Annotated in this window: 16 protein-coding genes; 5 read left to right on the top strand and 11 right to left on the bottom strand. The window is 45.7% G+C overall.

Annotation, left to right across the window (positions count from 1 at the left end):
- The 6 genes from EOO50_RS16315 to EOO50_RS16290 all read right to left on the bottom strand — a co-directional run.
- Positions 1–1,154: pyridoxal-phosphate dependent enzyme (locus EOO50_RS16315; RefSeq protein ID WP_290841354.1), on the bottom strand; the 1,154-nt coding region annotated here is incomplete at its 3' end.
- A gap of 281 nt (positions 1,155–1,435) precedes the next feature.
- Positions 1,436–3,328, bottom strand: a complete 1,893-nt coding sequence (locus EOO50_RS16310) for a putative porin (protein ID WP_290841353.1) — start codon at positions 3,326–3,328, stop codon at positions 1,436–1,438.
- Between the two features lie 179 nt (positions 3,329–3,507).
- Positions 3,508–4,527 (bottom strand): hypothetical protein, encoded by a 1,020-nt coding sequence (locus EOO50_RS16305; RefSeq protein ID WP_290841352.1) that lies wholly within the window; start codon positions 4,525–4,527, stop codon positions 3,508–3,510.
- 18 nt (positions 4,528–4,545) lie between these two features.
- On the bottom strand, positions 4,546–5,418 hold the full coding sequence (locus tag EOO50_RS16300; RefSeq protein WP_290841351.1) for a hypothetical protein: 873 nt from the start codon (positions 5,416–5,418) through the stop codon (positions 4,546–4,548).
- Positions 5,419–5,434: 16 nt separating this feature from the next.
- Complete coding sequence (locus tag EOO50_RS16295; protein ID WP_290841350.1) at positions 5,435–6,931, bottom strand: SusD/RagB family nutrient-binding outer membrane lipoprotein; 1,497 nt, start codon at positions 6,929–6,931, stop codon at positions 5,435–5,437.
- 14 nt (positions 6,932–6,945) lie between these two features.
- The gene (locus EOO50_RS16290; protein WP_290841349.1) at positions 6,946–10,050 is read right to left on the bottom strand and encodes a SusC/RagA family TonB-linked outer membrane protein; all 3,105 of its coding nucleotides are present in this window, start codon (positions 10,048–10,050) and stop codon (positions 6,946–6,948) included.
- Positions 10,051–10,257: 207 nt separating this feature from the next.
- Between EOO50_RS16290 and EOO50_RS16285 the strand changes: the two genes are divergently transcribed.
- Positions 10,258–10,902, top strand: coding sequence for a ribonuclease HII (locus EOO50_RS16285; RefSeq protein WP_290841348.1), 645 nt, complete (start codon positions 10,258–10,260; stop codon positions 10,900–10,902).
- Here EOO50_RS16285 and lipB read toward each other — a convergent pair.
- Positions 10,820–11,569 (bottom strand): lipoyl(octanoyl) transferase LipB, encoded by a 750-nt coding sequence (gene lipB / locus EOO50_RS16280; RefSeq protein ID WP_290841347.1) that lies wholly within the window; start codon positions 11,567–11,569, stop codon positions 10,820–10,822. The genes EOO50_RS16285 and lipB overlap by 83 nt on opposite strands.
- A gap of 414 nt (positions 11,570–11,983) precedes the next feature.
- Here lipB and lysS point away from each other — a divergent pair, with 414 nt between their 5' ends.
- The 4 genes from lysS to EOO50_RS16260 all read left to right on the top strand — a co-directional run bounded on the left by lysS (position 11,984) and on the right by EOO50_RS16260 (position 16,277).
- Positions 11,984–13,684, top strand: a complete 1,701-nt coding sequence (lysS, locus tag EOO50_RS16275) for a lysine--tRNA ligase (RefSeq protein WP_290841346.1) — start codon at positions 11,984–11,986, stop codon at positions 13,682–13,684.
- A gap of 99 nt (positions 13,685–13,783) precedes the next feature.
- Entirely contained in the window at positions 13,784–15,292 is a 1,509-nt protein-coding gene (locus EOO50_RS16270; protein WP_290841345.1) for a hypothetical protein, read from the top strand.
- Between the two features lie 130 nt (positions 15,293–15,422).
- On the top strand, positions 15,423–15,875 hold the full coding sequence (locus tag EOO50_RS16265; RefSeq protein WP_290841344.1) for a hypothetical protein: 453 nt from the start codon (positions 15,423–15,425) through the stop codon (positions 15,873–15,875).
- Positions 15,876–15,950: 75 nt separating this feature from the next.
- The gene (locus EOO50_RS16260) at positions 15,951–16,277 is read left to right on the top strand and encodes a hypothetical protein (RefSeq protein WP_290841343.1); all 327 of its coding nucleotides are present in this window, start codon (positions 15,951–15,953) and stop codon (positions 16,275–16,277) included.
- A gap of 51 nt (positions 16,278–16,328) precedes the next feature.
- Here the strand turns inward: EOO50_RS16260 and hemL are convergent, their stop codons facing one another.
- Genes hemL through EOO50_RS16240 form a run of 4 tightly spaced genes read right to left on the bottom strand, consistent with a single transcriptional unit; the run spans position 16,329 to position 21,299 of the window.
- On the bottom strand, positions 16,329–17,615 hold the full coding sequence (gene hemL, locus EOO50_RS16255) for a glutamate-1-semialdehyde 2,1-aminomutase (protein WP_290841342.1): 1,287 nt from the start codon (positions 17,613–17,615) through the stop codon (positions 16,329–16,331).
- A gap of 1 nt (position 17,616) precedes the next feature.
- Positions 17,617–18,528, bottom strand: coding sequence for a glucosaminidase domain-containing protein (locus tag EOO50_RS16250; protein WP_290841341.1), 912 nt, complete (start codon positions 18,526–18,528; stop codon positions 17,617–17,619).
- 2 nt (positions 18,529–18,530) lie between these two features.
- Complete coding sequence (locus EOO50_RS16245; protein ID WP_290841340.1) at positions 18,531–19,421, bottom strand: pyridoxal-phosphate dependent enzyme; 891 nt, start codon at positions 19,419–19,421, stop codon at positions 18,531–18,533.
- A 42-nt stretch (positions 19,422–19,463) separates the two neighbouring features.
- Complete coding sequence (locus EOO50_RS16240; RefSeq protein ID WP_290841339.1) at positions 19,464–21,299, bottom strand: secretion protein; 1,836 nt, start codon at positions 21,297–21,299, stop codon at positions 19,464–19,466.
- Positions 21,300–21,624 lie beyond the last annotated feature (325 nt).

Raw genomic sequence — 21,624 nt, 5'->3', positions numbered from 1 at the left:
AAATCGGTTTCGTCAAGCGATCCGACGAAACCGTTGATGTCGATCACGGGAATCTGCGAGATCTTGTATTTGCGCATGCGTTCGATGGCGTGCGACACCAATTCCTCAGTTCTCGCCACGACGAGCGGTTTGTCGATATGGTCTTTGATCAGGTCTTCGGCCTTGGTGATTTCCTCGTCGAGGAAACCGCGTTCGCGCATCCAGTCGTCGTTGAACATCTTGCCTACATAACGGCTTCCCGAATCGTGGAAGAGTACGACAACGACATCGTCAGGTTTGAATTCGTCCTTGAGTTGCAGCAGGCCTTTGATCGCGGCTCCGGCTGAGTTTCCGACGAAAATTCCTTCTTCAAGTGCGAGCTTTCTCGTGTAGACGGCCGCGTCCTTATCGGTTACTTTCGTGAAACCGTCGATGAGTGAAAAGTCGACGTTCTTTGGCAGGATGTCCTCGCCTATTCCTTCAGTGATGTACGAATAGATTTCGTTTTCGTCGAAGATTCCCGTTTCATGATATTTCTTGAACACCGAACCGTAGGTATCGATTCCCCAGATTTTGACATCGGGATTGCGTTCCTTTAGATATTTTGCGACGCCTGAAATCGTTCCGCCTGTTCCGACGCCCACGATGAAATGCGTGACCTTGCCGTCAGTCTGTTCCCAGATTTCAGGACCGGTTTGCTCGTAGTGCGCCTGTTTGTTCGACAGGTTGTCGTATTGGTTCACGTACCAGGAATTCGGAGTGTCTTCGCCGAGGCGTTTCGACACCGAATAGTACGAACGCGGATCGGTAGGCTCGACATCGGTCGGACACACGATTACCTTGGCTCCCACGGCGCGCAGTATGTCCATTTTTTCCTTGGATTGCTTGTCGGTGATCACGCAAATGAGCTTGTAACCCTTTACGATCGCGCCCAAGGCCAATCCCATTCCGGTGTTACCCGATGTTCCTTCGATGATGGTTCCGCCGGGTTTCAGGCGACCGTCGGCTTCAGCATCTTCGATCATTTTGACGGCCATGCGGTCCTTTACCGAATTTCCGGGGTTGAACGTCTCTACTTTCGCCAGGACCAAGGCGTCGATTCCTTTGACGATCTTGTTGAGTTTGACCATTGGCGTATTCCCGATGGTTCCCAAAATGTTTTCTGCGTATTTCATGCTTTGTTTTTAATTCTCACGTGCGCAAAGGTAGGAATTAAAGTCGATTGGAAAAACGATTTCGTGTGGCGCCGCGGCGCAAGTTCGCGTGAGGGATTTTAGCGGAAATCCTTTTGGTTTTTGTTTGGCTGGTGAAACACAGCGAAATAAAAATCAAAAGATTGGAGCGGAAGCCCGACGGTAGCGAGACTGGTTTATGGGTTTTGGGGCGAGCAAAATGCGACAGCTTTTTGCTCGCCGACCTGGATGTCGCCGTCGAGCTGCCGGCACGCCCAAAAAAATCACTTGAAGAAGTTCCATTCCATCCCGAATCGGATCATGGAATCGCGGAACGGATAATTCGGAGCCGTGAGATAATCGTTGCCCGTCCACGCCGAGTTGAAATGTTCATATTTGAAATAGAGGCGCGCCGTCTTGATGCGCGCGTTGAGGAAAAAGTCGAACATCGGGAATTCGCCTATCTGTTTTTGGCTTTGCACGAACGACTCGCCCAAAACGGGACTGTAATCGTTCATGTAATACTTCGTGAAGTAATTGAACGTGACGCCGGTTTGCAGATAAAGCGCTTTCTTGAAGAACGCGTTCGTGAAATACAGGGTATTGCGCGTAACGATTTTAGGGACGTTGAGAATGCTTTCCTGCTGGTCTGTCTGCTGATACAGCACGGTATTGTCGAGCGCGAGTTTCCACCATTTGAATTCGCGTGATACTTTGACCGAAAGATACTTGATGTTCTCGCCGTATTGCTTTGGGGAAACGAGTTGGACATTTACGCTTGGATCGTCGTCACTGAAATACAACATGTCGTTGTAGGAAGAGATTTGGGCCGAAGCGTTAAGCCATTTCGTCTGGGCGTTGATGATGATGTTATTGATTTTCTCATTTTTGAAATCGTTCACCCAATTGTAGTTCACGAAGCTGCTTTGGTTCATATTGTAGATATGATCGGGCAGTTTGTTCATGCGTTGGTACTGGAATGTGATTTTGTTGCGCTCGTCGAATTCATATTTGACGTTTCCATCGATGATCGAAAGCGACTGGTTCGTAATCGAGTTCGATAAAAGTAGCTGTGCCTGCCAATTGCCCTTGCGATATTCGTATTGGCCGCCTATGCTTTGGATTTCATCACTGAGCAAACCGGAATTGACTTCGTTGTCGATTATGAGTACGCGATCGAAAAAATAATTGTACCTGAAATCCTCGAGGAAAAACTGGAACTTGCCGAGCGTCTTGTTCTCGTAAACCGCTCCGACTTTATTGTACATTCGATTATAATGCGTCTGGTCGTTTACGCCTGAAAGACGATACGATTCCCCGAAACGCTGAACGATTGTTCCGTCGTCCAAGGTCGTGGTTATCGTAGGCTGGTTGAATTCGAAAAACTTAGTCTCGTGATTGAAGCGATGCGTGATGTAGAGATTGTTTTGGGCGTCGTTGCCGTTGACCCTGAAACTATGATCGAGAAACAACCGTTTGCCGCGCAGGAACGATTTGCTGTCCCGGAAGTAAACGTTGATTCGGTCGCGATTCTCGTACTTGTCGGAACCGCCTTCAAAATCGTCGATGTTGGCGACTCCGCCGTTTTCGTTGTTCAGGAAATCCTGTGACACAAAATGGAAGTTGGCGGCGTAACGCTTACTCTTGGTCTGGTAACTTGTCGTGAATCGAAAACTACCTGTACTCGACAATTGGTTGATGTATCTACCGAGTGAACGCAAACCTTTGTATGCGATCGAAAAGTTCAACTGTGGTGAAATGTTGGCCGAGACGAATGCGTCTATGTTTTGGCCTTGTTCCATCACCGATTTGAAATAGAGGTCGGTGTATGGTGTTGCCATCGAATAATATTTGATGTCGTTTGCCTCAAGGTAAGCATACTGTTTTGCGCCATGTCCGAATCCCGGATACGCCTCATATCGTTTAAGACCGTGGTCGAGTCTTTGATAGGTTTGGCCTTCGTTCGCAAAAGGCAACAAGCCAAAAATGTCTTTTCGGAGATAATTCATCCTGTACTCATCCTGTATGGTGAGCGAGGTATCGACGAAGGTAGTGTCTTTGTCAATGCTTACGATCCGATACATATCTATGGTAGCCTTGATATCTTTCGCGGCAGCGGCGTTTTTGTCGGATCCTGAGCCGGATGAGGAAGGCTTAGGCTCCAACTTTGGGCCCAACGGATCGATTTGCGCAATTGCGGAAACAGAAAATAGAAAGAATAATATACTGTAGAATTTCATCAAAAACTTATCAGTGGCAAAAATACACAAAGCTTCGCTAAAATAGTCATAAAGGTTACGGGTACAAATAAAAAAGGCTACCCTTGCAGGTAGCCTTCTTAAAACTTATTGAAGTATTAGTTCAAAACGTGTGGACGAACCACTTTGTTAAGCTTCTTCAAGTTCTTGATTGCATTCATCACTTGAGCCTGACGACCTGTAGCGATAACGGTTCCATCATCAGAGATAGTAATTGTACCGTCTTCGTTTACAGTGATCGTAGCGATGTATGAAGCATCTTCAGCATTTGGATCTGAAGGTGTTGCAGTAGTATAAGCGTTAGCAGCTGATTGAGTGTAAGAACCTCCATTTTCGAGGTTCGCACTACCAAATCTTTGGTAACTGATTGTCACAGGGATTGAGAAATCCAAACCTGCTCCATCCAAACCTGCATTGTCATACACAGTTGCGTAGAAATCGTAATCTCCAACTGCTGCTGTTGTAAGGTCCAGGTCATAAACTTCAGGACAATCTCCAGTCGCTGCTGCGTAATTCGCAACTCCGTCAGGGTCTACTACGATGATGTCGATATCATAAGCGATGTCGCAAAGCGTATACGTAGATCCGAAGAAATCAAAAGTTTGGTCCCAGTCAAATGTTAGGCTTACCAAATCCTGAGCTCTGTTACCAACAGTTACGTTGATGATTTGCTCACCACCTGCGATACCACCGTTAAGGTTACCTGAAGCCGTGATTTTGAATTGGATAGTCTCACCATCGTCAACAACAGCGTCTTTAATGAATGACGCTAAGTTTACTGTGTAAGAGTTAGTGAACGCGGGAATTGCGAACTTGTACCCTGGAGTACCCCATCCTTCAGAGAAAGATACTTCGTCAATATGGAATTCAAGATCTTCAGCAGGAACAACAGTTCCGCCAACAACCTCTACTTTGAAATCCATTGATTCCGCGATCGCCTTGTCAGATGTGAAGGTCACCAAAAGATCGTCTCCTTCAGCAATAGTATAATCTGTCACCGCTGTTGAGACAACAGGCTTGACAAGCGAATCATACGTTTCGTCATCCTCGCTACAAGCCACGAAGCTCGTAGCCAAAAGGGCAACGCCTAGATATTTAATGAAATTATGTTTTTTCATAAGTGTTTGTTAGTTAAATTATTCAGGCGTGTAAACACCGATATACCTTCTTTCAACAGTATTGTTCGTAAACCAAACCGAGTAAGCGATGGTAAATGTTCCAGTTTCCTCGTTAGATGTACTCAATGCCGCTTGCGCCGCATCTTGCGTAACGATGTTACTATAAACACCAGCCAATTGTTGCTGCTCAAGTGTGAACATACCACAAACGTCAGTGAAGATGAAACCAGGAGTCGGGCTAGCCAACTGAGCTCCGGCGCTAATTAGTCCACGTGTATTGTAAGGACCTGTCGAGTTAGTCAAGTACATACCGTCAGCAACTTCCTCAAGGATTTCTCCTGGCATGTTGTAGACAGCACCGGTTGCAGGATATGAAACAACCAAACCGTAGTTACCTTCAAGGTCAGAGAAACAAAGACCGTTGATAGTGATGACAATTTGCTTGAACTGTTGCGCAACCAATACATTATCAGTAGAAGTAGCCGTATCGATGTTCAATACCAAAACTTTTGGAGTTACTTCAGGACCTGCCTCAAGGTTCGCGGTGTTGATTGAAAGCGGAATGTTTGCGAAAGTACCTCCTGCCGGAAGAACCACCGAACCACCTGCGTTAACAAAACTAAACTCAAGACCTTCAGTTGCAGTTGAAGACGGATCTACTGAATAAGAAACAGTAACATCAGACTCAACAGGCAAACCTGTCATTCCACCAAGCAAAAGCACGGGAACATTAAGCGGCACAACATCACCTGTGGTAACATAACTACGAGTAGCTGTTGCGTTTTCAAAACCTACCAAATAGGCTGAATTGTCATATGACTCTGTGTCATCGTCGGTACAAGAGGCTGCCAATAGCGAGCAAGCCAACAGTGATAAAAAAATTCTTTTCATATTACTTTTTTTTTAATTAAGGTACGTACCAGAATGGCCCTTGAGTAAATGTCTGAGCCAAAGTCAACGCCGGAACGTTAGCTGTGTTTCCAGAATACTCAGTAGCAGGGTAAAGCAAACGCTTAGGAAGATCTCCTGTCGGCGTGATAGCCAATAGAGAAACTTGTGTTACCGGATAACCAGTTCTTGTATATTCAATATACGATTCGATACCATTTGTTCCGATGTTAGCGATCCACTTTTGTGTAATGATAGCTTCCAACTTATCAGCTGTCGCAGACCATCCAACTCCCGGATCAAGATCTGAGTTAGCGATATAAGTAGTCGCTTCAGCAGCTGACAATCCAAGGTTAACATATGATGCAGTGATACCTTGATTAAACAATGCCTGAGCATCACCTGTAAGGCGACCTCTGAAAACAGCTTCTGATTGAAGGAAGAAACTTTCAGCACCCAACATCAAATAACCATCTTGTTCAGATGAAATGACAAGTCCTGGCCCTAGTGGAGACAAATCATCAGGAACGACGTTCGGATCTGTTTCACCTTGACGGACGCCAGTGTAAGTTCCACTTCCTGCAGCATCCTCAGCGAAAAGACGCGTAAGACGCAAGTCATTTGACGTTTGCAATAAGTCTACGATATTGTCAGTTGCACGCACAAGGTTAAATCCTGCTGCGAAGTTACCTGAAACATCTTCTCCAAAAGCTCCAAAGAACGGGTTTTGTCTGTTCAAAACGTTTGTGAAACCTGGATTGATCACTACGTCTGAAGTTACGAATGTCGCAGATGACAATTCAGCAAACTTAGAAGTAAGATAAGCATCCGATTCTCCGTTAGTTTCAGCCAATTCAGACTCACGGATCAACAAACGCAATTTCAATGTGTTTGCGAACGCCTCCCATTGAGCCATATCACCTGCAAATACAGGATCTTCAGCACCAACATTAAGAGTAGTGACCGGGTGCTCACCATTGATCAAAGCGATAGCTTCATCAAGTTGAACGTACAAGTCGCGGTACACGGCCATGTCATCATCATAAACAGGCGTAAGGATAGAAGCATTGTGAGCTTCTGTGTAAGGAATATCACCATACAAATCCACAAGATATTGGAAATAATAAACCTTCATGATCTTAGAGATCGCCTTATGGTCATTATAATCTTCTGAATCATAATTGATGATGTTCGTCAAGTTGGCAGTGTAAAGGAAGAAGTTATTCCAAATCCCTTGTCTGAAACTTGTACTCATCTGCAACGAATACTCAGGAGAGTAAGCACCGGTAATGTTATTTACGTTACCTGCCCATGCATCCGTCCATACGTTACCCAATTCATTAGCAGTCGTAACGAATGTTCTGTAAGGTTGAACGATAGCTGCAGACAAAATAAGCTCTGGAGTAACGTTTTCTTCAGATGGGTTGTTCGGACTGTTATTGATATCTGTATAATCATCGCATGACAAAACGCTTACAAAGCATGCCGCGATAAGAATATTCTTTAATTTTTTCATTTTCTTAGCTTTTATTAGAATGTTAAGTTGATGCTAAAGCCGTATGTTCTTGTAGTAGGATAACGACCTACGTACGAGTAACCAGCAGCGTTACCATTGGTAACTGAAGCTTCAGGATCTGAATAACCACGATTTTCTTTAGGTAGTACAGTGAAAAGGTTTCTTCCGTTCACACCTACGTTCAATGAAGCTAGACCTGTTTTATCAAGTACTTTCGGGCTGAAAGTGTATGACAATGCAATCTCTCTAACTTTAAATGCAGTAGCGTCAAGTACAAAGTTTTCAGCAACTTCATTGTAGTTGGCCGAGTTGTACTCTTGGTAGCTCGTGTAAGTAGTACCTCCAGTTAGAACTCCGTTATTTGGAGCATAAACACCATCAGTTCCAGTAGTAATAACTGAATTAGGGAACACAAAACCTGTTCTTCCTCCTTGAGCTGATTCAACAAGGTAACCGAAAGTTGAAACCGTTTGTTTCATTTGTGAATAGAACTGGTGACCTGTACGGTAATCGAATACAGCTGACAAACGAAGACCTTTGTATGAAAGTGAAGTAGAGTAACCCAAGATATAATCAGGAGTAGCTTTACCTAAGATCTCGTTTGAAGTAGAATACAATGGCATACCTGTATCAGCGTCAATAACTACATGTCCTTCATCATCACGAACGTAAGCAGTACCTTTGATCAATGGGAATTCTTGTCCTTCTTGCGCGTAGATACCAACGTTAGAGTTTGCTACAGTGTTGTAACCTGTATTCAAAGTTACTTCGCTTTGTGTATCGCTAACTTTGTCAACGACCATTTTACTTGTCGTGTAGCTCAATTTGTTTTCCCAACGAAGACCGATTTCTTTCATGTTGATCGGCACAAATCCCAATTCGATTTCACCCCCTGTAGTGTGAGCTTCACCGATGTTGATCGTAGCAGCTGTAAAACCTGAAGCGTACGATGGCTGAGTAGATGTGATAAGGTCAGTATTATCAGTACGGAAATAAGCCGCGTCAAGCGTCAATCTCTCGTTAAAGAATCCTAAGCTCAAACCAACTTCCTTGTTCACGAAGAATTCAGGCTTGATGTTTGGATCTGTCAAAGTAGTACTTTGCAAGAAACCTGGTGTGTTGAATGGATAACCTGTACCTGGCGTGTAAAGACGCTCGATGCTATATGCTCCAATCGGACCGTAGCTACCAACTTTAGTAATGTTGGCCAAAACTTTCATGTAGCTAAGAACATCTCCTTTGATGCTTGGAAAAGCTTTTGTAGGGATGAACGAGATACCGGCACTTGGGTAGAAATAGTTATTGTTACTTTCAGGAAGAACTGAAGACCAGTCGTTACGACCGGTAAGGTTCAAGAACAAATACTCTTTGAAACCTAAGTCAACCTGACCGAAGAAACCGTATGATCTGAAACGTGAGATGCTGTTAGAAGTTCCGGCAGCAGTCGTTGGATCTGAACTAAGGTTGGATACGTTGTAAAGACCGTCGATTACGAAATTGATAGCACCAACTTGCGTAGACGAAGCCAATGTATCCTGGAAGTTAGCACCGACGTTGGCTTTGAACGTAAAATTACTTCCTAGGTTGTAATCAAAGTTCGCCATGAAATCAGTGTAGATATACCTTGAGTTCGAGTTGTAGTTTGTAAAGTCAGACTGAGTACTTTGATCAAAGCCCATTTCTTCTTGCCATGGATCATCGTAAGCCGATGTAAACGCGAATCCGCTTTGTGTAGCACTACGAACGTTAGAGTTTACCAATACGTTGATATGCTCATTGAAGTCGTACTGCAATTTCAAAGTTCCGTTAAAATAATCCAAACGGTCCTCCTGACGATCGTTGTCGATACTCCAGTAAGGGTTTGTGATATAGTATGACCAAGCACCCTCATTACCTGAGTTTGCGAATTGAGAAATATCAACGTTCAATGGAGCCTGAACCAAGTTATACATCAAGAATGAACTTGTCTGAGCCGTCTTTGAAGTGATATAGTTCACTTGAGCATCAAGATTCCATTTTCCTAGTTTCTTACCTGCTTTGAACAAAAATCCTTTACGGTTGTAAGTGTCTTTGTCAACGATAAAGTTTTTAGACGTTCTGTCAGCAGCGAAATAAATATAACCAGCTGAATCACCGTAAGAAAGAGAGAATTTGTTTTGCTCGGTAGTTCCTGTTTGGAAGAATTCTTTGATATTGTCAGAACCTCTTGAACTAAAAGGAGACATAATGTAAGAACCGTCAGCCTGAGGCAAACCTACAGGTTGGATAGATCCGTCAAACTGAGGACCCCAGCCACCATTTTCAAAGCTGTAGAAAACACCGTTCCAACCTTGACCGTAACGACCTTGTCTTTCTGGCAAGAAAGCCACTTCTTCAAAGTCGAGTGATGCTGAAAGGCCAACAGTGAATTTATCCTGTCCATTACCTTTTTTAGTAGTTACGATGATTACACCGTTTTTACCATCCTGACCGTAAAGCGCAGCTCCTTGCATACCTTTAAGAACGTTGACGTTCTCAATGATTGCAGGGTCAAGGCTTTGCAACAAGGCAGTAGTCGAAATAGCACCATCGATAACAACCAAAGCAGCGTTGTTACCAGAAATAGAGCGGTTACCACGCAAAACGATACGCGTATCCGGGTTAACACTATTCGAAGTCGTGTTGATTTGAAGACCTGAAACCTTACCGACAAGCGCCTGAACTGCGTTCGGGTTGTTCGCCTGGTTGAGCGTTTCAGCCTTAACGACCGAACTACTCGCGGTAATCTCATTCATTCCCTTACGGATACCAAGAGCAGTAGTAACAACCACTTCTCCAAGCATAGTCCCGCCTGCCTCAAGTTTAATGTTGACAGAATTTGAAGCGCCAACTTTAACTTCTTGGTCGCTCATTCCAACGAAAGTGAACACCAAAGTTTGACCTTGTGCCACTTGGATGGAATACTTACCATCAACATCAGTCTGTACGCCACGTTTGGTTTCCTTAACCACAACGTTAGCACCAGGCAGCGGTCCTGCATCATCACTTACAGTACCTGTAACAGTTTTCTCTTGTGCAAACGAAAACTGCATTGTAAACGCCACTAATAGCGTAAAAATCCATTTAAACTTCGATCTCATATTAAATTTATTTGAGTTAGTTATTCCGCAAACTTCACAATTTTTTCTTAAACAAACAAATATTACTTCGGAATAATATTATTTATTTTCAGGCAAAAACATCCAATCAGTAACATTTCTGCAAATAACTATTCAACAGATGCACACTTTTCGAAAAGGTTGCGTCATTTTGCTAAATTTGCTGAAATTTTATATTCCTTTAAATTAATGTTAATCAGTAAGTTCTCCGAGCACGAATTTGAAGCGGGCACCGACGAAGCCGGACGAGGTTGTCTTTCAGGTCCAGTAACCGCCGCTGCAGTCATTTTACCCGACAATTTCAAGTGCGAACTGCTGAACGATTCCAAACAGCTCACGGAGAAACAACGTGAATATCTGCGCCCGTTGATCGAAGATCAGGCATTGTGCTTTTCCGTCACGCATCTCGACCATGCGGTCGTAGACGAAATCAACATATTGAACGCGTCCATAAAAGCGATGCAGGAATGTGTCTTGAAACTCACTCCTACTCCTTTATATATTATAGTAGATGGAAACAGGTTTAAAAAGGTTGGGAACATCCCGCACACCTGCATCGTAAAAGGCGACAGCAAATATCTGAGCATAGCGGCGGCATCAATTTTAGCCAAAACGTATCGCGACGATTATATGGCAAAGATCCACGAGGAGTTCCCTATGTACAACTGGAAACAAAACAAAGGCTACCCAACGTTGGAACACCGCGACGCCATCCGCCAGCACGGCACCACGCCTTATCACAGAATGTCTTTCAGGTTACTGCCTGACCAGTTGTCACTGGATTTTGAAGAAGATTTGAGCTTTCAAGGAATTCGGCTTCAAATAACGCGCTGAAGTGCTTTAGGATTTTCGACTTGACTTCTTCGATCGAAACTTCGGCCACTCCCAATTCCACATGCAACGACGTCACGCCTTTCCCGCGAATCCCACACGGGATTATATTATCGAAATAACCCAAGTTCGCATTCACGTTCAATGCGAAACCATGCATCGTGACCCAACGCGACGCACGCACGCCAAACGCACAAATTTTTCTCGCGAATGGCGTCCCGACACCTAGCCAGACACCCGTTTCACCTTCACTCCTTTCGCCCTTGAGCCCATATTCGGCCAACGTCAAGATCATGACTTCCTCGAGGAAGCGTAAATACTTATGGATGTCGGTAAAAAAATTCTCGAGGTCGAGGATCGGATAACCCACGATTTGGCCGGGTCCGTGATACGTGATGTCGCCGCCTCGGTTTATCTTATAAAAAGTAGCGCCTTTCGCGGCCAATTGGTTTTCGTTAAGCAATAAATTTTCAAGATCGCCGCTTTTCCCCAACGTATACACATGCGGATGTTCCACATATAAAAAGTAATTCGGCGTCTCAAGCGAAAGCTCTTCTCGCCGGTTCCTGATTTTCAGGTCGAGAATCTCCTGAAAAAGCGATTCCTGGTATTCCCAAGTTTCCTTGTAATCCTTGACGCCCAGGTCGCGAAGCTGCACATTTTTGTTCATGCTGCAAAGTTACGCACAATCATGCAAATTCGTTCTCTTTTTCGGAGCAGGACGAATTTCATCCAAATAGCGTTTTCTCCCGCTTCCGCTTCAATCTTTTGGCAGAACCTACTAAGCGACAAAGACCTTCAAGATCGCCAAAAGGATTTTCACTTGAATCGGGGCTATTTTACAACGTCCATCATCCAAAACCGCGTTTTCCAAAAGTCCTAAAAATGACTATCTTTGCCCGCGAATTCGTTTAATTTTTTTTGATCGAGATAAAAAAAACTAGATTTTTTGTTCCATCCTTTGGCTTTTTGAGTTGCATAGCAGCGCTACGGAATGAGAAAAGCCGAAGAATGGGGCGGAAAAGATGATTTTTTAGCCGATTGAAAAAATTTTAAACGAATTCCACCTAAAATCAAAACTAAAATGGCCTTATCAGAACAGGAAATCCTAAGACGCGAAGCACTTACCGAATTGCGCCAGATCGGCATCGAACCGTATCCAGCCGCTGAATTCCACGTAACGGCTCATTCCAAAGACATTCTCGATAATTTCGACGCCTTCGAAGGCAAAGAAGTAACCCTCGCCGGACGCCTTATGGGCAAGCGCATCATGGGGAAAGCATCTTTCGCCGAACTAAAGGACGCTCAAGGCCGCATCCAGGTTTACGTTTCCCGCGACGACATCTCGACCGACGACGAAAAAACGGCCTACAACGTCGTCTTCAAGAAGCTGCTTGACATCGGTGATTTCATTGGCGTCACCGGAACCGTTTTCAAGACACAGGTCGGAGAAATCTCGGTCCATATCACAAAACTCGAAGTTCTCGCAAAAGCATTGCGCCCGCTACCTGTAGTAAAAACCGACGCCGATGGAAAAGTCCACGATGCCTTCGCCGACGCCGAACAACGCTATCGCCGCCGCTATGTCGACTTGACCGTGAACGACCATGTGAAAGAAACCTTCATCAAAAGGACAAAATTATTCAACGCGATGCGCTCGTTCTTCAACGACGAAGGGTATCTCGAGGTTGAAACCCCGGTGCTGCAGCCGATTCCCGGCGGAGCCGCCGCGCGTCCGTTCGTAACGCACCACAACTCGCTCGACATGCCTTTATTCATGCGCATCGCGAACGAATTATATCTAAAACGATTGATCGTCGGAGGCTTTGACGGCGTGTACGAATTCTCGAAAAACTTCCGCAACGAAGGAATGGATCGTACCCACAATCCCGAATTTACCGTAATGGAAATTTACGTAGCCTACAAAGACTACAATTGGATGATGGATTTCACCGAGAAATTGCTCGAACACTGCGCAATCGCTGTAAACGGAACTCCCGAGGCGACTTTCGGCGAACACAAAGTCCAGTTCAAGGCGCCGTTCGCCCGCGTCACGATGACCGATGCCATCATCAAATACACCGGCTTTGACATTTCGGGGAAAACTGAAGAAGAATTGTTCGAAGCCGCGAAAGGAATGGGAATCGAAGTCGATGCCACCATGGGCAAAGGAAAACTCATAGACGAGATTTTCGGCGCGAAATGCGAAGGCAATTTCATACAACCTACTTTCATCACCGATTATCCAAAGGAAATGAGCCCGCTTTGCAAATCGCACCGCGACAATCCTGACCTGACCGAGCGTTTCGAATTGATGATCTGCGGAAAGGAAGTCGCCAATGCGTATTCCGAACTCAACGATCCGATCGACCAACGCGAACGCTTCGAAGCCCAATTGAAACTGGCCGAACGCGGAGACGACGAGGCCGGGGAATTCATCGATCACGACTTCCTTCGCGCGCTTGAATACGGAATGCCGCCAACGTCGGGAATGGGCATCGGAATGGACCGTCTGATCATGTTCCTCACGAACAATGCCTCGATCCAGGAAGTCCTGTTTTTCCCACAAATGCGTCCCGAGAAGAAAGCGGTCGCGTTGTCAGACGACGAGAAACTGATCTCTGAAATAATGAAAACCACCAAGTCGCTCGCACTCGACGCGTTGAAGTCGCAAGCCGGCCTAAGCGGCAAGAAATGGGACGCTGCCATGAAAGGCCTTTCAAAACACGGATTGGTAAAAGTAGTCGTGGAAGGCGAAACCAAGACCGTGATTTTCCAGCAATAGAAAATTCACTTTTCCTCAAATAACGGCAGATTAGAACTTTAAAAAAGTTTCGTCTGCCGTTTTTATTTACTTTTGCCCCACTTAAAAAAGGACTGATACATGAAGAAGAATATTATGGCGATCGCGCTTTTGGCGTCGGCCGCAATGCAGGCACAAACGTTCACCTGGTCGCAACCTGAACCACTTCGGGGCGAAATCGAAAGCGACGTCACACACCTTGTGGACACGAAATTGTACCGAATCGTTTCGCGTTACAACGAAAACCTGTTCAATCAGGACGTGAACGTCGATACATACAATATCGTCACTCTGAAAAAAGATCGGGATTTCGATCTGAGCGTCGAGCAGCCGCCGATGGGAAAAGCCATGATCACGCATTTGGCGATGTTCGAGGAAAACAAGACACAACAACTGATCTTCCTCGACGAATACGACAACAAGACCAAGGAACGCGTGCTTTACGGCCAACATGTGAACCTCGTGAACGGCCAAAAGGACAACACGTTCAAGATCACGGGAATGCCGGGCCGGAATTCCGAGTATATCATCGCGCAATCACAGGAAAAAAACTTCTACGCGGTAATTAAGCGCTTCACGCTGGACAAGAAAGAAAACGAAAAAATCAACGTGACTTTGATCGACAAATCGGGCAAGGTCGTCAATGAGATTTCATATCAGACGCCGTATCAGAACAAAGCAAAGTCAGTCGAATTCGAATTGTCGGTTTCCGATGACGGAAAAGTATACGTCGTCAGAAACATCGATTTGGCGAAACAGATACCGTTTCGTTCGCTTTTCTACTGGGATGGAAAGTCGGCCGAAATGACCGAAACCTCGCTGAAACTCCAAAACGACCACCAATTGTATTATACGAAAGGTTGGTTCGACGGCGGCAATTTCTATCTGCAGGGATTTTGCACGAGAGTCGGCGCCAAATTCGTCCAGCTGCATCGCGGAAACAATCCAGTATCAGCCGTTTATGTGGCCAAGTTCGATTCGAACAACAAAAACGTGTATACCGAACTCAACGAAGTGCCCGAAACAGGGTTGCGCGTCAAGGAAATCATGCACGAATCGGGAAAAACCTACATCGTCGCCGACAAAATGGTCGAAATCAAAAAGGCCAAACCCATGAAACAGAATTCGTTCGAACTCGAATACAGTTTCGCCTACAGCAATACTGAAATCATACTCGCGAAAATCGACGATGCCACGGGGAAACTCGAGTGGTTCAACAAGATTCCGTTTTCAGAAATCGATACGCAATTCGACAACGGGAAATTCCTGTCGTTCCTGTATATACTGAAAAACGGCGAATTCACGATCCTTTACGACGACCGCGACAAATTCGAGATCAAGGACGGCGACAAGACACGCAGTACGTTCGACCGTTTCATCATCATGGAAACCTTTGGTACCGACGGAAAGCAAAAATCGCAACGCAAACTTGAAAAAACGGGACTTGAACCAAGATGGGATTTCCAGGAAAAATATTGGCTTGAGGATTTCGATCTGGACACGTCGGTGATCGTGAAAGTGCGCGACGGCGAATATATCGTGAGATCGGCGTCGGGACAACATGAAAAATACGGCTATCTGACTTTCTGACAATTGGTTACAATAAAAATACAAGGAACTTTCGGGTTCCTTTTTTGTTAATATCGACACAAATTTCCAAGCCGACTTAAACCCTTTCCACATCGGTTTGTCCTAACCGCAAATTTTAAATCCAAAGAACATGAAGAATGTAGTTATGGCCGTACTGATGCTGGTTGGTGTCAGCGGTTTTGCCCAGGAAAAGCACGATGGAAAAAGAAAGCACGATCGCGTCGAGCTCAGTCCTGAACAACGAAACGAATTGCGATTGAAGGAACTTACGTTGAAACTCGACTTGAACGCGTCCCAGCAAAAAGAAATGGCGAAGATCATTTCAGAGCAACAAGTCAAGAGAGATGCCGCGAGAGCCGAGATGAAAACCAAGCGCGACAATAAGGAAAAACCTACAGCCGACGAAGTTTTCGCACGTCAAAGCAAAATGCTCGACGAACAAATCGCAGCGAAGGCCCGAATGAAAAAACTGCTCAATGACGAGCAATTCGACAAGTGGGAAAAGATGCGCGAGCACAAGAAAGACCATTTCCAGAAACGAATGGGAAAGCATCGCGAAAAAAAGCCTGAACCACAGGATTAAAACGTCAAATAAATTTTGCCTTTTAAATTTATTCCGTTAGATTTGGAATCTGTATTTCTAAAAAACACATCCAAAATGAAAAAAATACTTGCTATCGTAACCCTTTGCCTGGCTTTCGGTTTTTCAGCTAACGCCCAGGACAAAAAAGTGTCTCCGGAATCAGCCGGCGTAAAAGAAGCGGTCGAATTGACTGATTATCTGCAACTCAACGCTACCGAGCAGAACGCTTTCGCGGGTCTTTTCAAGATGAAACACGAAATGATGGCCGATCCGAACATGACGCCTGAAAAGAAAAAAGAACTTTCAGTGATCATCGAGAAGAAAATCGAAGCGACTCTCGACGGAAACAAAATGGAAAAATTGCGTTCGAATCCGGCTTTGCTCAAGAAGCTTACGAACTAAGAAATAAAAGGTTATAAAAAAATCCCGCTCATTTGGCGGGATTTTTTGTTTCTATAAAGTTGGGGCGACTTTATCTATAGCGGTGATCGTCGCGTCGAGGTCATCGTATGAAAGCGCATCGCATAAGAACCAGGTTTCGTAGGCGGATGGCGCGATATAAACGCCGTTGTCGAGCAAGCCATGGAAAAATTTCCTGAATTTCGGGTTGTCTCCTTTTCCCGCCGACGCGAAATCAAACACGGGATCGGCATCGAAATGTACTGAAATCATCGATCCGACGCGGTTTATCGTAAATTCGATTTGATGTTTGGTCAAAACGTCGCGAATTCCATTTTCGAGGTAAGCGGTTTTCGTTTCGAGTCGCTCAAACAATTCGGCATCGGCGTTTATTTCGGTAAGCATCGCAAACCCGGCCGCCATCGCGAGTGGGTTTCCCGACAGTGTTCCCGCTTGGTAAACCGGCCCGATCGGCGCCAGATAGTTCATGATTTCGGCTCTCGCTGCAAACGCTCCTACGGGTAAACCGCCGCCGATAACTTTACCGAAAGCGACGATATCGGCTTTCACGCCATACAATTCCTGGGCACCGCCTTTTGCAAGACGAAATCCCGTCATTACTTCGTCGAATATCAGCAAGATTCCATTCGCATCGCACAAATCGCGCAATCCGCTTAAAAATCCATCTTTCGGAGGAATACAACCCATGTTTCCGGCAACCGGTTCGATGATGATCGCCGCGATTTCTCCTTTATTCGCCGACACGATCTCGTTTACGTTTTCGAGGTCGTTGTAGCGGGCGAGCAACGTATCTTTCGCCGTTCCTTGCGTAACTCCGGGACTATTCGGCGTTCCGAACGTAACGGCTCCGCTTCCGGCCTGGATCAAGAACGAATCCGAATGTCCGTGATAGCAACCTGAAAATTTGATGATCTTTTCGCGATCGGTAAATCCTCGGGCGAGTCGGACCGCGCTCATGCAAGCCTCTGTTCCCGAATTCACGAAACGGATCTTGTCGATGTTCGGAACCATGGAAACCGCGAGTTCGGCGATCTTGGTTTCAAGTTCCGTGGGCGTCCCGAATGAAGTTCCGAGTTTCGCCTTTTCGATTATAGCGTTCACGACAGGTTCATGCGCATGTCCCAGAATCATCGGACCCCAGGAATTTATATAGTCGATGTAACGGTTGCCGTCCTCGTCGAACAAATACGGCCCTTTGGCACTTTTGATGAAAATCGGCGTACCTCCAACGGCACGGAAAGCCCTGACCGGCGAGTTCACGCCTCCGGGAATCACTTGTTCAGCATCGGCGAAAAGCGTACTGCTGCGCTGATATAGCATGTTATTTTATTTTAAGGTTCTGGCCGATGGAAAGCGCATTGTCCTGCAAACTGTTGAGCCTTTTGAGCTCGTCGACCGTAAGATTGAATTTTTTTGAAATGGAGTACAGCGTATCGCCTGCACTGACTTGGTAGTAATCGGAACTATCGGCCATTGCGGCAACGATCGGAGTTGAAACGACTGGAACGTAGTCCTTCCCTAAAACCAAAGCATCGACCCTATCCAATTGATAGCGTTCGATCAGACCGATGAGTTTATCGGGATACTTCGGATCGGTCGCGTAACCCGCGGCTTTCAATCCTTTCGCCCAGGCTTTGTAGTCGTCTTTATCGAGTTCGAAAAGTGCGGCGTAACGCGATCTTCCGGTAAGGAAAATGGCATGGTCGCGATAGGATTCTGACGGATCGCTGTATTTCCTGAAACATTCCTGTTCCGAATCGTCGTCGTGACGAACGCTCTCGCCCGTCCAATCCTTATGGCATTTGATCCCGAAGTGATTGTTCGCCGACGAACTCAAAGGCCCCGTCCCGGCTCCCGATTCCAAGATTCCCTGCGCCAGGATGATACTGGCCGGAATCCCGTATTGGGCCATATTGTTTTGGGCGATTCCTTTATATTGATCGATATAGGCGAGCACCATTTCGGTTGTAACCTTTACACGCGTTACGGCTTCAAGCGTCTCGGTTTTTCCGCCTGAATTCCCCGACGCATTCGACGAAGGCCTCGTACTTCCCGAACTCGTTGCGACCGGCTTTTTCGTAGCGGGACGCGTCGTTCTCGCGGCAGGTTTTCTCGCAGCGGTCGAGGTTGATTTTCGATAAACCGGCTTGGATGATCTCGAAGATGTCGACCTGCTTGAACCGCAACTCGCGAGTATCAAGACCGTCAACAGGAATATGATTTTTTTGAGCATTATCAGGATAGTTGTATGTTTTTGTTTTGTAAACGTTGGTTCATTCCGGCAATTCCCTGCAAGCCGCCTGTATGTATGGCCAATATTTTCGAGCCTTTTGGGAAATATCCTTTCTTGATGAGATCGAATATCCCGAACAACATCTTGCCTGTATAAACGGGATCGAGCTGTATTTTATTTTCGGCGTTGAAACGGTTTATGAATTCAACGAGTTCCGAAGTGACTTTCGCGTAGCCACCAAAATGATAATCGGTGTTGATTTCCCAATTGTTTTTCGTGCTGTACTTTCGGACCTCGTCTGCAAGGAAATCTCCTTTCAACGATGAAAATCCGATAAATTTTTGAGCCGAACCGCCCGAATTGCTCAATCCGGCCAATGTTCCGCCCGTTCCGACTGCGCTGCAAATATAGTTAAAACGCGCGTCGGCAGAGGTTAAAATTTCTTCACAACCCTTTACGGCCAACGCGTTCGTGCCGCCTTCGGGCAACAAATAAAAGTCGCCGAATCGCAGTTTCAGCGCGTTCACAAATGCGTCTTCGCCCTTTTTTCGATAATTTTCCCTGTTGATAAACTCGAGTTGCATTCCGTTTTGGAGCGCGAATGAAAGTGTAGGATTTTGATGTGCGACCAGCGCTATTTCCTCTCCGCGAATGATCCCGATCGTATTGAATCTCGCCGTTTTTCCAGCCGAAGCGACCGCCGCGATATGATTCGAGAACGCGCCGCCAAAAGTAAGCAGCGTCGACTTTCCTTCAAGCCTCGCCTGTTCGAGATTATATTTGAGCTTTCGGAACTTATTGCCCGAAACGAAAGGATCGATCAAATCCTCGCGCTTTACGAACAACTCGATGCCGTCGCGCTCAAGTAGTATTTGCTGATTTGGGATTTCCACATTGCAAAATAAGCACAAAAAAAGCAGCCGAAGCTGCCTTATTTAATTGTTGGTCCTGAAGACCGATATTTTTTGGCCGATGTCCCTTTTGTCACTTGTGATGACCTTTACGATGTAAACCGACTCGGCGATCCCGTCAGTCGAGAATGAATAATTTTCTCGGGCGCCCAATTGTACTTTTTCGAAAACTCGTTTTCCGGTCAAATCGAAAAGCGTCACCGATTTCACATCGAACAATGAAGGATTTGAAATCGTAAGTTGCTGGTTGGTATTGTTCTGCACGATCTGGAAACTTTCAGCGTTGAGCGATGGCGTTCCCAAAGCCGTATCGACGAATGTAACTTCAAAGCGATCGGTGTTCGTTCCCGCAGGCAGCGTCACTTCAAAAACCGCGTTGGTTATTTCGAAGTAAGTATCATTTAGTTTATCATGCACGTAGACGTGTTCGGCCTCGCTGAAATTCAGCATCGAATCGACAGTGAACTTGAACGTGTGTTCGACGTTGCATTTGAACCCGATAGGAACGCGCTTGTTAATATCGAAGTCGATCACCGAAATTCCGTATTCGGCATTATCAAGTGCGAAGAAAACATCGACGGGAATTCCGCCTGAAGCTTTCGCGTCCATTGCGTGATCGACGCCATCGGTAGCCGCTTCATCGAACCCAAGCGCCAAAGTGCGGATTCCGTTTCCTGTCTTACCGATAAATCGGATCTGCGGAACCGGAGCCGTGCTTACCGTCGTATAATCGAATCCTGAGATCGATTGGATTGCAGGTAGATATTCGGGCGCATCTTCAGTCGCATTCTCTGCGTTAAGCGCATTGGCCTGACCCGATTTCGCGAACATTGAAGTCGTCGGGTTTTCCTTTTGGAACACGCGATACGAATTTCGCATCGTGGCCGTCGGTCCCGCACCGCTTCCGTGAATCAAAAATCCTTGTCCGACAGGTGCAAAATATCTCGAATACGCACTCCCGACTCCCGTCATTCCCGGAATCAATGTTCCGTTAATCGTGTAATTGTAGAAAACCGCAGGAATATAAATTCCGGTTCCGCCGCGAGACACTGGCGAATAAACGCCATAACCTCCCGAATAGGCAAGCAATAAATGTGAATTCACCGTTTTGTCCTGATCCCAGAAATACGCGGCTCCCGTGCAGTTTAGTTCCGCGGTCAGGAAAGCTGAAAGATCGATTGCCGATGGATAAGGGTTTCCCGTCAAAGTCGCTTGGTTGAGCGCAACATTGATTGCGATATCTCCGTCGTTCGGTTTGCCCCTGAAATCATATCGTTGATTTGAACCGGGATTGTTCTGCACGCCTTGAACGGTCGTCGCATCGGTGCCTGAAGTGCCCTTCATCGTAAATCCCTGGCCTGCCGACAACGTACTCGCGGAATTCACCGCGACCCATTGCGAATAGTTATTCGAATTGATGAATTTATAAATCCAATATTGAGAGATCGACAGAGGATTCGACACGCCATTGGTATTATTCGATGGTAAAATTACCGCCGGATTACTTGTGATCAAACCCGTCGGCTGATTTAGCATGGTAATCCCGAAATTTTCGTTGCCCGAGGCCGCCGAAGCGTTCCCAACTGGCGAACACCAGTAATTATACTCGAAGTTATCAGTGGTTCCTTCCTGAAATACCGATAATTTTCCCTGTCCCTGATTGGTCGATACTCCGTTCACGCCCTGTAAAAGCTGGGAGCCGTTTCGCAGGTAGATATTACCGTCGTTCTGCAGATTCACGTTTTGTCTCACGTAAACCATCTGGTCGTTCACGTATACGTAACTGTTTGGACTCACAAACATCTGAGCGTACAAACCTGCTGAGAAAAGCAGTCCTAAAATGGTAATTGTCTTTTTCATGTCCGAAAAATTTTCATAAAAATAAAACATTAAATTTTCTTAACAAAAATCGTAGTAATGCCTTGTACTGTTTCGTTTGAGTAAGATATAGCCGGTGCAAAATTTCCTGTAAGGCGGCAAGGCTATTTAAAGTCAAAATAAGGGGTTATATTTGTATTGCCATAAGTATGTATATATGTGATTACACAAGCAGACTGAGGTATCAATCTCTAATACATCTAGATGACGTTAGTATCCCCAACTTTATTTCTTTAGTTTTCGCTTTCGTATTCTCCCAATCCTCTCTATTACTCTGGTGCTCTCGCTTACAGATCTAGAGGCCTCA

This window comes from Flavobacterium sp. (assembly GCF_004211145.1).
Lineage (GTDB): Bacteria > Bacteroidota > Bacteroidia > Flavobacteriales > Flavobacteriaceae > Flavobacterium.
This window is presented reverse-complemented; position numbering and strand designations above follow the sequence as displayed.